This window comes from Sediminibacterium soli, assembly GCF_009939225.1.
Lineage (GTDB): Bacteria > Bacteroidota > Bacteroidia > Chitinophagales > Chitinophagaceae > Sediminibacterium > Sediminibacterium soli.
Window position 1 is genome coordinate 412,411 of sequence record NZ_JAACJR010000008.1, and the last position, 12,818, is coordinate 425,228.

General features: G+C 52.4%; 8 protein-coding genes. 4 read left to right on the forward strand and 4 right to left on the reverse strand.

The features are described 5' to 3' along the window. The first annotated feature begins 22 nt into the window (after positions 1-22). Positions 23-910 (forward strand): helix-turn-helix domain-containing protein, encoded by an 888-nt coding sequence (locus tag GWC94_RS09025; protein WP_161834709.1) that lies wholly within the window; start codon positions 23-25, stop codon positions 908-910. A gap of 36 nt (positions 911-946) precedes the next feature. Here the strand turns inward: GWC94_RS09025 and GWC94_RS09030 are convergent, their stop codons facing one another. The 4 genes from GWC94_RS09030 to GWC94_RS09045 form a co-directional block, all read right to left on the reverse strand. Then, positions 947-3,241 carry a S9 family peptidase gene (locus tag GWC94_RS09030; RefSeq protein WP_161834710.1) on the reverse strand — a complete coding sequence of 765 codons (2,295 nt, stop codon included), beginning with the start codon at positions 3,239-3,241 and terminating at the stop codon, positions 947-949. 13 nt (positions 3,242-3,254) lie between these two features. Next, entirely contained in the window at positions 3,255-5,825 is a 2,571-nt protein-coding gene (locus GWC94_RS09035) for an alpha-L-arabinofuranosidase C-terminal domain-containing protein (protein WP_161834711.1), read from the reverse strand. 6 nt (positions 5,826-5,831) lie between these two features. Then, complete coding sequence (locus GWC94_RS09040; protein ID WP_161834712.1) at positions 5,832-8,234, reverse strand: glycoside hydrolase family 127 protein; 2,403 nt, start codon at positions 8,232-8,234, stop codon at positions 5,832-5,834. A gap of 66 nt (positions 8,235-8,300) precedes the next feature. Further along, positions 8,301-9,458 carry an aldose epimerase family protein gene (locus tag GWC94_RS09045; RefSeq protein WP_235918496.1) on the reverse strand — a complete coding sequence of 386 codons (1,158 nt, stop codon included), beginning with the start codon at positions 9,456-9,458 and terminating at the stop codon, positions 8,301-8,303. 176 nt (positions 9,459-9,634) lie between these two features. Between GWC94_RS09045 and GWC94_RS09050 the strand changes: the two genes are divergently transcribed. From GWC94_RS09050 to GWC94_RS09060, 3 genes are all read left to right on the forward strand, one after another. Next, positions 9,635-10,339 carry an NUDIX hydrolase gene (locus GWC94_RS09050; protein WP_161834714.1) on the forward strand — a complete coding sequence of 235 codons (705 nt, stop codon included), beginning with the start codon at positions 9,635-9,637 and terminating at the stop codon, positions 10,337-10,339. 85 nt (positions 10,340-10,424) lie between these two features. Then, on the forward strand, positions 10,425-12,095 hold the full coding sequence (locus GWC94_RS09055) for a ribulokinase (protein WP_161834715.1): 1,671 nt from the start codon (positions 10,425-10,427) through the stop codon (positions 12,093-12,095). 3 nt (positions 12,096-12,098) lie between these two features. Further along, positions 12,099-12,797 carry an L-ribulose-5-phosphate 4-epimerase gene (locus tag GWC94_RS09060; RefSeq protein WP_161834716.1) on the forward strand — a complete coding sequence of 233 codons (699 nt, stop codon included), beginning with the start codon at positions 12,099-12,101 and terminating at the stop codon, positions 12,795-12,797. Positions 12,798-12,818 lie beyond the last annotated feature (21 nt).

The following is a 12,818-nucleotide window of genomic DNA, read 5'->3' on the forward strand; positions in this document are numbered from 1 at the left end:
TTTTTGTAAAGAAAAGCTTTGTATGAAAGTACTTCAGTTTACCATTCCGGTTCCCAGCGACAGGAACATCATCATCATCCGCGATGTGCTGCCTTATTTTTACCAGCACCTGCACCGGCATGATGAAGTGCAGCTTACCTGGGTGCAGAAAGGAGAAGGCACGCTGGTGGTAGACAACAACATGCACCTGTTCGGTCCCAACGAGATTTATTTCCTGGGCGTCAACCAGCCGCATGTGTTTAAAAGCGATCCTGTGTATTTCTCGCCCAAGAGCAAACGGAAAGTGCATGCACTGTCGATCCATTTCAATCCTTACGGCAAACTGCAAAGCCTGTTCGAGCTGTCGGAGATGAAGAACATCCACCAATTCCTGGAGAAACACAACAACGGTTTTATCGTTCCGTCAAAACACGTAGCGGATATCTCGCATAAAATGATGCAGATCGGAAACCTGTCCGGCTCGGAGCAGTTGACGGCGCTGATAGACCTGCTGCGCAAATTCAGCAGCATCCCCAACCTGAAAAAATTATCGAGCATTTCCAATCTTACCAATGTGAGCGAGAACGATGGTATCCGGCTCAGCCATATCTACCATTATATCATGGGCAACTACGCCAGGAACATCACGCTCGAACATGTGGCGCAGCAGGCGCATATGACGCCGCAGGCCTTCTGCCGCTATTTCAAGAAAAGAACCCAGCATACGTTTGTTTCGTTCCTGAACGAAGTGCGCATCAACGAAGCCTGCAAGAAACTGACCACCGGCGATACCGACGGCGTAAGCATTTCCGCCATAGCTTACAACTGCGGCTTTAACACCGTCACCAATTTCAACCGGGTGTTTAAATCGGTGATAGGCAAATCGCCCAGCGAATACCTGGACGATTATTTCCGCAGCACTTATGAATGATAAAACAACAGGTCCCGCATGGCGGGACCTGTTGTTTTATTTTCCTCTGCGCTCCTGCAGTTCGTCGTTGTTCCTGTCTGGCGGATCAACGCCTAATAAACTCTTTACAAAGAAATCCCTTTTCTTAGCCCGGCCATAAGGACCGCCATCGCTGTGCCCCATACCCGGCACCGAAAGGAATTCGAAAGATTTTTTGGCTTTGATCAGTGCATCGGCCACGCGGTAGGTAGATTCGGGCGGCACATTGGTATCGGCTTCGCCTACGATCAGTAACAACCGGCCTTTCAGTTTGGCCGCATTGGTGATATTCGACTGCTCCTCGTAATGTTTGCCGATCGGGTAACCCATCCATTGTTCGTTCCACCACTGCTTATCCACGCGGTTATCGTGGCAGCCGCAGGCAGACACGGCGGCTTTGTACCATTCGGGATGAAACAGCAAACCGCCCAGCGAATTCTGTCCGCCGGCAGAAGTGCCGTACAGACCCACGCGCGTGGTATCGGCCTGGGGATATTTGGCAGCAAGCGCTCTCATCCAGGCGATCCTGTCGGGGAAACCGGCATCGGCGAGGTTCTTCCAGCAAACATCATGAAAAGCCTTGGAGCGGTTGGCCGTGCCCATGCCATCGATCTGCACCACGATGAAGCCCAGTTCGGCCATGCTCTGCATTTCGCCTGCGGGCATATAGGACTTGGGGACAAATGCATCCTGCGGACCTGCATAGATATTCTCGATGACCGGGTACCGTTTGGAGGGATCGAAGTCGGAGGGTCTGCAGATCACGCCCCATATATCGGTAACGCCATCACGGCCCTTGGCAACAAACGGCTCGGGCAAACGAAATCCCGCCGCTTTGTGCCGGGATACATCGGCGTGTTCTATCTCCATCAGCTGTTTGCCATCCAGAACGCGGCCCAGCACCGTAACCGGTGGCTGGTCTACCGTGGAATAGGTATCCACAAAATATTCCTTGTCAGGCGAATAACTTATGCGGTGGTTGAATCCCGGCCTGGTAAGCGTTACTAAATTTTTTCCATCGAAACCGATGCGGTAATAGTGCACGAAATAGGGATCCTCTGCCTTGTTCCTACCGCTGGCCTGGAACCATATCTCTCTTTTTACCCTGTCAACACTGTCGATGCCGCGCACCACCCATTCGCCCCGGGTTACCTGGTTCTTCACCGAACCCGTTCTGGCATCCACCAGGTAAATATGCCGCCAGCCGTCTTTTTCCGTTACCCATACGATCTCGGCTGTTGCCGGAAGATATTGCGTAAAGATACGCTGCTCGTAAATAAAGGTCGGGGTCTGCTCGTCAACGATGTTGCGTGTATTGCCATCGGCGGCATTTACTTCTATGATGCGGAAACGCTGGTGACCGCGATCCACTTTCTCATACAGGAAATGCCCGTTATCGCCGTCGTTCCAGCGCAGGCGCGGCGCGTCAAAAAAATCAATGATATCCGTATTGACTTTTACCAGTTTTTTATCCGCCACATGGATCAGGTACATCTCGTAGGCGGAGAAATCGTCGCCCGGCTGTTTATACGATTGCTGTTTCAGCTCGCCCCGCGTGGTACCGGGTTGCGAGGTAAGGATATGGTAAACCGGTTTGTCTGCCACGCGTTTGATCCTGTACGCCACCAGGTAAGCGCCATCGGGCGACCAGGTGGCCTCTCCCCAGGCCGAGGCAGCGCTGCCATCTGAAGTGTATGGCACGGCATCGCCGCCGCCTGCGGGTTCGAGAAAAATATTGTTGTCTTTCAGCAGCAGGTTCCATTTCTTATCCGGCGATACACGCTCGCCGCGGTTGCGCTGCCAGCGGCCCGGCTGACGCGTGAGCTCGGGATAGACCGTTTTATCGGATGGCAAGGAGTCGATCCTGGTAAGCTGGTAGCTGCCAAGATCCACATCATAGGTTCCGGCGGGAATGGCAACGGCTATCTTCCGCGCATCCGGATATACGTAGGCGCTGCGTATCGGTAATCTTCCGGCATCGATCTTCTGTGCAGAGACCGAAGCCAGTGCAGCCGCCATTTTTTCGGCGTCGAACAAGGGTTTTTTCTGTGTGGTTACGGGATCAACGAACAGGTATTCCGACTGGCTGTCGGGTAATGCATTGCGGTACCAGAAGGCATGCGGGCCCACCCAGTTAGGCGTAACGCTTAACCGGAAGGCGGTGCGGCGTGCAAGACTGTCGCGGTCCTCTGCACGGTTATAACGTTTCAGCATCTCTTCGCGCGAGGGTAAGAATCTCGGCAACGGCTGTTTCTGTGCCTGCACCGCCAGTGTAAAACAGGCGAGTGAGGCTGTTAGAAAATGTCTTTTCATAAGGCTGTTTGGTTTATCTGGTGGGTATCCTCAGCACCGTGATGGAATACCTGGGAAAAGTGTATTGCAGCTGGTTGCTGCGTACTCCATCCAACCCGGTTTTCACGGGAATGTACTGCTGTGGTTTTGCAAAAGAGTTCTCGCCATCGGTATCACCCGATGTCAAAGTGTATACCGTGGCCTGGCCGGCCGTTTTTACCGCACCCTGTAGGTCGATGCCTGTGGTGTAATCCTCATCATACCCGTTCACCACCTTGATGATGATATCGCCATTGTCTTTGTCGCGGCCCGCAATACCGATCAGTTTCTGCGGTTCCCGGTAAGAAAGCAGTAGGGTGTCGTTGAGGTAACAGTCCACTTTATCAGTACCCACTTCCAGGCGTATCTTATACCATACACCGGTTTCGATGGGTCTGGACAGTCTTTTCGACTGGGATATATTGGCCACCGACCCATCCTGTACAATTTCAAATACGGTATTGAGGTTCACATAAGAACCGATATGTGCGCGCAGCATGGATTTCTGCCCATTCACTGCAAACGGAATGATGAACGCATTGGTGCCCCCGGTCTTTCTTGCTTCGAGTGTCAGCGTATAGCTATCGAAGGAATGGTCTTTCAGGATCATCAGCCGTTGCGGGCCCTGCGCTGTCTGTGCGATGGCGCCATTTTTTTCCTCCCATACACCGCGCACCCGTTCCCATTCATCGGGTCTGGCGGCAAAATCGCTTTTGTACGCGGTTTTTCCTTCCTGTATCACTTCTATGTTCCTGTATTCCGTCTGCGTATCCCAGGTGGCGAGCCCGATACTGCCTTTGTGTCTGGGTTTGGCAACCTCGGGCGGCGCCAGGTTCAGTGTAACGGGATAGTTCTCATCGGCACGGTGATCGTTCATCATCCGGATGGCGTAGTAAGATATCCGTGCAAAACTGCTGTCTGACTTGTATTTGATCAGGTTCACCGGCCAGTGGCGGGTGTTCACGTTTTCGAACAGGGGTGCATAGCTCGACATCTTAACCAGGTCTCCGTTGTTTTCCATGCCGAGTATATAGGCCGCATCGTTCAACGCCGCCTGCATATTGCCGTTGCCTACGCCTGCATTGGTGGCGTACTCTCCCACATACACATCGTAATCGCCGCGTTTGTAACGGTCAAAATGATCGTAGTTGGCGAACGACCAGTAGGCCGCTTTGTACGCATGCTCGTCCGCCACATCGGTAACCCGGATGCTGTCGAGCGTGCGGCGGTTGATATCACCGATGCCCATGCTCGATACGATCCTGATATCCGGGTACTTTGCCCTGATGGCATCGTGGAAACGGTTATAGCGGCGCGCATACCAGGGACCATGCTGTTCATTGCCCACCTCCAGGTATTTCAGGGGAAAAGGTTTGGGATGCCCGTTCTGCGCCCGCAGCTTTCCCCATTTGGAAGTGACAGGACCTACGGCATATTCGATGGCATCGAGTACATCATCGATCACGGGTTGCAGCGCGTCATCGCTGATAAAAGTGCCGCTGCGGAATTCGCAGGAAACACCGGCATTGAATACGTACAGGGCAGCTGCACCGATGTCTTCGCAAAACTGCAGGTATTCATGGTAACCGAATCCGTCGCTGGACCAGTAACCCCATACGCTGAAGGTGCCCGGTCGTTTTTCAAGCGGACCGATCGTGTTTTTCCAATTGGGTGCACTCTCCACATTCACGCCTTCTACAAAACAGCCCCCGGGCCAGCGCACAAATGCGGGTTTCAGGTCTGCCAGCAGTTGCGCCAGGTCTGCGCGCAGGCCGTTTGGTCTGTTACGGAAAGTTTTTGCGGGAAACAGCGATACAAAATCAAAACCGATCTCACCAACCGATCCAAAACGGAAAGCGAAGCTGGCTTTTCCATCCGTTTCGGCGGGTACGAGCCGGCAGCTGTATGCTTTCCATTCCGCATTGTTGATAGCGGGGAAGGTATGCGAGGCGATCTCTTTGCCGCTGGCCGATAAGAGCACAACGGTCAACGGCCCTTTGTACGAACCACCATTGCGGACATAGAAACTCAGTGAATAGCTTTCTCCTTTCTGCGCATTGATTCCCCAGAAACCTTCGTTGACAAAATAGTCTTTGCCACCGGCGGATTGTTTTGTGATACGCACCAATGCCGACTGCGGTGTTGCGCCGGTCAGAGGATGCGCTTTGTCGAGAACGGCCTCCATCGCACCGCCCTCGCCTGTCTGCAGGTGCCAGTAAGGCATGTCCGTTTTAACGGGCCAGGGCATACGCCAGTCGCTGGGTTTGCCGTTGAGGTTGTAATGCGGTTTTTTACCGGGGTTGGCATTCAGCATCCCGTTCTCCACAACCGATCCCGGCGGGATGCGGCTTTCTTCAAAACCCCTGTTCTGGATCATTTCCGCGTACAGACCGCCCTCTCCGCCATGGCTGATCTCTTCGAAGAAAATACCGTGCAGCGTGGGCGATACCGTATTCTTTACTTTACCGGTCTGAACGGTCATCAACGCTTTCTGCTGCGCATGGGCAGGAACAAAACAAACAGATCCGATAACGGCTGCCGCGGCAGAACAGATAATGCGTTTCATGGTGTTTTACTTGAGTATCCACTCGTGCACACCGGTGGCATGGTCCTTGGGCAAGCGTATTTCCATACGGATGGCCCTGGTGACTACCGGTTTGAAAGTGGCTTTATTGTATTTGTCTTTTGACATCTCATCGGTCGATACCGGTTCCACCGGCACCCATTCCTCACCTTTTTTGTACAGCAGGCGATAGGAAGCCGGGATACGGCATCCGCCGAACGGCGCGTCATCGTACCAGTATACGCGCGACTCGGATACGGTTTCTTCCTTATCGAAATCGTATTGTATCCATTCGTTCGTATCCTTCTTCGGCCACCAATGCAGGTAAAGCGCCGATTTATCCTCCGATCCCGACGGATCGTACTGATCGTTCAGGGCATTCAGCATACGCGCATTGCTGATCGATGCACTCACTTTACTGCGGGAGGCAAGGGTCGGCGCGGGTTTGGGTCTTGCACCCGATTCTTCATAGGGTATCCATACCAGCATTTCGCCGGCGCCGCGGTTGTTCCATGAATAATAGGGGATCGCTTTTACCGGCACTTCCTTTTTCAGCAGTGCATCAGAATTCAGCTGGCGGCTGGTGGCATTGCCCTGTCCGTTCAATACCATCACGCCATTGAGCAGACCGTCCTCAAAATTTTCCTTTAAAACAGCCTGCTGCGGAACCACGATATTCTGTACCGAATTATCTGCATTGTCTGCTCCTTCCAGGCAGTATACGATGGGGCCGCGCTGCAGGGCATAACGGCCTTTGTCGTCTTTTACTTTTTCATTGGCGATGACTTTTTCCAATTCCATGGGTAAGTTGAATTCGACCACATCTCCCCTGTTCCAATTCCTTTTGAAAACCGCGTATCCTTTCTCCAGCGAATAGGCAACGGGCTTGCCGTTAATGCTGATCCGGATGTCGTTGCTGCGGGTATCTGCAAATCGGTAAAGATCACCGGGCACCGCCTGCTGTCTTGCCCATCCCGGTATGCGTACGCGCAGGGTGAACTCGGATTTTTTTTCGGGCTCCACCACCAGCTTCACAGCTCCCTGCCAGGGATACTGGGTTTCCTGTCTGATCTTCACTTTTGAAGCGGGCAGGTTTACCACCGCATCGTTAGACATATACAGGTTTACATAGAGATTGTTTTGATCCTGCGCATAAACATACCCCGGCACCGAAGGCATAAAACGGGTTACATTGGAAATACAGCAGGCGCAACCAAACCAGGCACTTCGCTGGTGCTGCCCCATAGAGGCAAGCGGGTTGGGATAAAAGAACCTGGTTCCGTTCAATGCAATACCCGACAATGCCCCGTTATACAATACTTTTTCCAGCACATCAATGTACTGCGCATCGCCATGCAGCATAAACATGCGGCTGTTCCAGAATACATTGGCAATGGAAGCGCATGTTTCTGCATAGGCCGACATATTCGGCAGCTCGTATGCGGCACCGAAAGCTTCTCCCGCGCCGGTGGCGCCGATGCCGCCGGTGAGGTATAGTTTTTTGGTGACCACATCCGACCATATATCGTCTATGGCCCTGATATAAGAGGCATCGCCGGTCAGGGCAGCCACATCCGCCATGCCCGTATACATATAGGCAGCGCGAACGGCATGGCCCACCGCCTCGTGCTGGTCGGTAACCGGCTTGTGCGATTGGCTGTACTGGCTTCCTTTCACCTGTCCGTTACCGCGTATATCGAGAAAATATTTTGCCAGATCGAGGTATTCTTTTTTTCCCGTTACCCGGTACATCTTGGACAAACCGGTCTCGATCACCTGGTGACCCGGAAAATAAGGCGCTTTACCATAGAGAAAATCCTTTATTAACAGATCGGCATTGCGGGTGGCGATATCCAGCAGGGTTTTCTTACCGGTTGACAGGTAATGCGCGGTGGCCGCTTCGTACAGGTGACCCATGTTATACAACTCATGGCTGAGGTCCGGATCTTTTTCCCAGCGCTTGGCGCCTATCCAGTCGTGCAGCTTTGCGGGCTTCATGGTACGGAAGGTATAAAGATACCCATCCGGCTCCTGCGCATCGGCAATGATGGCGATCAGTGTATCCAGCGATCTTTCGAGTTGCGGATTGGGTTTTACCTGCAGCGCATAGGAAGCACCCTCGATCACTTTGAAAACATCGGAATCATCGAACGGATATTCCGTCTGTTTCCCAGGCGGTTGTTTACCGGCGGCTTTCAGAAAATTATCGATCCTCCCCGTTTCGCGGCATTTCTGCAGTACATAGGGGATCGTAATGTCTGCGTTCACATCGATACGCGGTGCCCAGAAACGGTCGTGCACATGCACATGATTAAAGGTAACAGGCTGTATAGGATAATCCCTGTTCTGCGCAAATGCCGCAGCACCTGCCAGCACGGCGATGATCGTTCCTCGGGTTTTGTATCGATTCATACGGGTCAAATTTTGAATAATTTTTTATAGCGCAATTGCCGGATATTAACCTTTTCTACTTCTATTTTATGATTTCACCACGCCAAACCGGTAGGTGGTGGTGCTGCGGTATTGTTTACCAGGCTCCAGTACGGTAGACGGAAAGGCGGGCTGGTTTGGCGAATCGGGAAAATGCTGTGTTTCGAGACAGAATGCGGACCTGTGCCCGTATTTTTTCTGCTGTTTACCCACCAGTGTTCCATCGAGGAAATTGCCGCTGTAGAACTGGATCGCCGGCTCGGTGGTGAACACTTCCATACTGATACCCGTTTTCACCGACTGCACATGCGCGGCCTGTACGGAAGAAACGGCATCCACCCTGTCGAGCACGAAATTATGGTCGTATCCCAAACCGTTTTTGATCTGCACATTGTCTGCACCGATATCCTGGCCGATGGGTTTTGCTTTCCGGAAATCAAAAGGCGTTGCCGCCACATCCACGGGGGCGCCGGTCGGTATCAGCGTACTGTCTACCGCCGAATATTTTGATGCCATGATATTCAGCAGGTGATCCGTGATCGTTGAATCGCCCTGGCCGTTGAGGTTGAAATACGCATGGTTGGTAAGGTTCACCACCGTTTTCTTATCTGTTTCGGCCTGGTAATCGATCTTGAGTTCGTTGTTGTCCGTAAGCGTGTAGCTCACTTTTACGGTAAGCGTTCCGGGGTATCCTTCTTCGCCGTCTTTTGATACATACTGTAAAGACAGCGTGCCGGGACCTGCCTGAACCGCCTCCCAAACCTGGTTATGAAAACCTTTGGGACCGCCGTGCAGCGAATTTTTGCCGTTATTGGCGGCAAGCCGGTACGTGGTTCCGTCGAGTGCAAACCTGGCATCGGCGATCCTGTTGCCGTAGCGGCCGATCAGCGCGCCGAAATAGGCTTCGGGTTTGCTGAGGTAATGAGACAGGCTGTCGTAACCCAGCACGACATCTGTCGGCTTGCCGTTTTTATCGGGTACCACCAGCGATACCACCCTTCCGCCGTAATTGGTGATGGCCACCTGCGCACCTGATGCATTGGTCAGGAAGTAAAGCGATACGGGCTTGCCGCCGATCGTTTGCTGATAGGCTTTTTTCACAGAGGCCGTGTCTGCCGCGGGTGTTGTGCCGGCAGCAGGCGGATTACTGCAGTTAGACAGCAGGAATGCGCCTGCTGCGAACGGAATGGCAAAAAACTTTTTCATATGTTTCATCGGGTTTGTTTGGTGTCCTGGCGGTTGAAGGGGCAATATGGCAGCCTTTCCGGCAGGTAAATGGGTAACCAAAATAGCCAAAATATTAATTGTAGAAAAAACACTTATTATTTTATTACGCGGGAATGTCTATTTTTATAAATACCGTAACAGGAAAACCGACCACCATGCTCAGATACCACAAGCAGACCAGGATACTGGTCGCCATAGACTGTATCATCCTCGGATTTGACGGACACGACCTGAAGCTGCTGCTGGTGCAGCGCGGACTGGAGTACGAAAAAGGCAAATGGAGCCTGATGGGGGGATTTGTGCAGAAGGACGAGGATTTTGAAAAAGGCTCGGCCCGTATCCTTAAAGAACTGACCGGACTGGAAGGCGTATACATGGAACAGCTTTTTGCCTTCGGCGATGTAAAACGCGATCCCTATGAGCGTACGGTATCCGTTGCCTATTTTGCGCTGATCGATATTCACCAGTACGAGAAACAGCTGAATGCCGACTACCATGCCGAATGGTTCCCGATCAACGATACCCCGCGGCTGATTTTCGACCACCAGGAGATGGTGGATATGGCCAAGGAAAAACTGCGGTACAAAGCGGCCTTCCACCCCATCCTGTTTGAGCTGCTGCCCGAGAAGTTCACCCTGCCGCAGCTGCAGAGCCTGTACGAAGGCATCTTCGACTGCAGCTTTGATAAAAGAAATTTCAGCCGGAAGCTGCAGTCTACCAAATTACTGATCAGGCAAAAAGACAAGGAAAGACTGAGCTCCAAAAGAGGCGCTTATTATTACAAACTGGACAAAAGACGGTATGCGGCCAATTTTCATGCGTTCCTGAACCTGATTCCCAATCCCGGCAACCTGAAATAACAGGATTTTTCTCCTGTTTTTTTTGATTATAAATTTTAAGTGTTACTTTGACACGAATTAACCGACCAAAAACATTTGCTGTCAGATGAGAAAGCAACAGTATGCCATCGGGGTGGATTACGGAACAGACTCTGTAAGATCCATCATCGCAGATACCGCCACGGGAGAAGAGATCGCCTCCGCCGTTTATTATTATCCACGCTGGAAACAGGGATTGTACTGCGATCCCTCCGAAAGCCGGTTCCGCCAGCATCCGCAGGATTATATCGAAGGTCTTGAACAAACCATACAGGCCTGTCTGCAAAAAGCGGGCGCCGGAATTGCCGCACAGGTATGTGCCATTGGTGTGGACACCACCGGCTCCTCGCCTGTTGCCGTAGACGAAAGCGGGCAGCCACTGGCATTGAGTCCGGCTTTTGCAAAAAACCCCAATGCCATGTTCGTGTTATGGAAAGACCATACCAGCGTGGGCGAGGCCGCAGAGATCAACCAGCATGCCGGCAGGTTTGACACCAATTACCTGCAGTACGTAGGAGGTATCTATTCGTCCGAATGGTTCTGGGCAAAACTGCTGCACATACTCCGTGCCGATGAAGCCGTTCGCAAAGCCTGCCATTCCTGGGTGGAGCATTGCGACTGGATCCCTTTTTTACTGACCGGCGGCAAACATATTTCCGAGTTGAAACGCGGCGTATGCGCGGCAGGTCATAAAGGATTATGGTCTGAAGTCTTTGACGGCTACCCTCCCAACGAATTTTTTACCGGTCTCGATCCCCTGCTCAACGGTTATGTGAACACCCTTGGTAAACATACCTATACTTCGGACCAGCCCGCCGGCACCCTGTCAAAAGAATGGGCGCAGCGGCTGGGCTTACCCGAGACCGTGGTGGTGGCCGTAGGCGCTTTTGATGCGCATATGGGTGCGGTGGGCGGACAGATAGAACCCTACCACCTCAGCAAAGTGATGGGTACTTCTACCTGCGATATACTGGTGGCACCGAAAAAAGACCTGGAAGGCAATACCGTAAAAGGTATCTGCGGACAGGTGGATGGCTCGGTGATACCGGGTTTGCTGGGACTGGAAGCGGGACAATCCGCTTTTGGCGATACCTATGCCTGGTTCCGTAATATGCTCATCAAACCCATGCGCGAACTGCTGCAGCAATCGGGAATGGAAGACAGCGAAAAAACGATACAGTACCTCGATGAACAGTTGGTGCCGCATCTGTCCAGACAGGCTGCCGCATTACCGCTGGCGGAAAACGATGAACTGGCGCTGGACTGGTTCAACGGACGACGCACGCCGGATGCCAATCAGTATTTAAAAAGCAGTCTGCACGGGCTTGACCTGGCAACGGATGCTGCGAGGATATTCAAATCGCTGGTGGAAGCCACCTGTTTCGGCGCAAGAAGCATCGTGGAGCGCTTCCGCGAAGAAGGCGTGGAAGTAAAAGGACTGATCGGTCTGGGTGGTGTGGCAAAAAAATCGCCCTATATCATGCAGGTGATGAGCAATGTGATGAACATGCCCATCCGTGTTCACAAAAGCGAACAGACCTGTGCGCTTGGCGCCGCCATGTTTGCCGCCACCGCCGCGGGTGTATACGGCAAGGTGGAAGACGCGATGCAACATATGGGACAGGGTTTTGACACCACTTATTTTCCGCAGACCAATACGGTGGCACATTATAATGCGCGCTACCGCCGATACCGGGAGGCGGGCGCTTTTACCGAGCAGCATACAAAAAAACAATAGACCATGAGCAAGTACGAAGCAATCAGGCAGCAGGCCTACGATGCCAATATGCAGTTGCCGAAACTGGGACTGGTGCTTTTCACCTTTGGCAATGTAAGCGTTGCAGACAGGGAACAGAAACTGTTCGCCATCAAACCCAGCGGTGTGGTATACGAGGAGTTATCGCCCGAAAAAATGGTGATCGTGGATTTTGACGGTCATACCGTTGAAGGAGACCTGCGGCCTTCTTCCGACACAAAAACACATGCGGTGCTGTATAAACACTGGGACGGCATCGGCAGCATCGTGCATACGCATTCCACCTATGCCACGGCCTGGGCGCAGGCACAGCGCGATATCCCCATCTTCGGAACAACGCATGCCGATCATACCACGGTATCCATACCCTGCGCGCCGCCCATGAGCGATGAAATGATCCGCGGCGATTATGAAACGGAAACAGGTTTCCAGATACTCAATTGTTTTACCGAAAAAAAACTGTCACCCGCAGAAGTGGAAATGATACTGGTAGGCAATCATGCGCCGTTTACCTGGGGAAAAAATGCCCACAAAGCGGTTTACAACGCAGCCGTGCTGGAAGAAGTGGCCCGCATGGCTTACCTCACCCTGCAGATCAATCCCGCCGCACCCCTGCTGAAAGACGCACTGATACAAAAACATTACGAAAGAAAACATGGTCCGGACTCTTATTACGGACAATAAACAGAACATAAATCGTTTTAC

What these genes read in the sequence shown, in the direction of transcription:
- GWC94_RS09045 (WP_235918496.1), bottom strand. Translation starts at nt 9,458, where the DNA reads ATGAAAAAGTTTTTTGCCATTCCGTTCGCAGCAGGCGCATTCCTGCTG.
- GWC94_RS09055 (WP_161834715.1), top strand. Translation starts at nt 10,425, where the DNA reads ATGAGAAAGCAACAGTATGCCATCGGGGTGGATTACGGAACAGACTCT.
- GWC94_RS09050 (WP_161834714.1), top strand. Translation starts at nt 9,635, where the DNA reads ATGCTCAGATACCACAAGCAGACCAGGATACTGGTCGCCATAGACTGT.
- GWC94_RS09035 (WP_161834711.1), bottom strand. Translation starts at nt 5,825, where the DNA reads ATGAAACGCATTATCTGTTCTGCCGCGGCAGCCGTTATCGGATCTGTT.
- GWC94_RS09030 (WP_161834710.1), bottom strand. Translation starts at nt 3,241, where the DNA reads ATGAAAAGACATTTTCTAACAGCCTCACTCGCCTGTTTTACACTGGCG.
- GWC94_RS09025 (WP_161834709.1), top strand. Translation starts at nt 23, where the DNA reads ATGAAAGTACTTCAGTTTACCATTCCGGTTCCCAGCGACAGGAACATC.
- GWC94_RS09040 (WP_161834712.1), bottom strand. Translation starts at nt 8,234, where the DNA reads ATGAATCGATACAAAACCCGAGGAACGATCATCGCCGTGCTGGCAGGT.
- GWC94_RS09060 (WP_161834716.1), top strand. Translation starts at nt 12,099, where the DNA reads ATGAGCAAGTACGAAGCAATCAGGCAGCAGGCCTACGATGCCAATATG.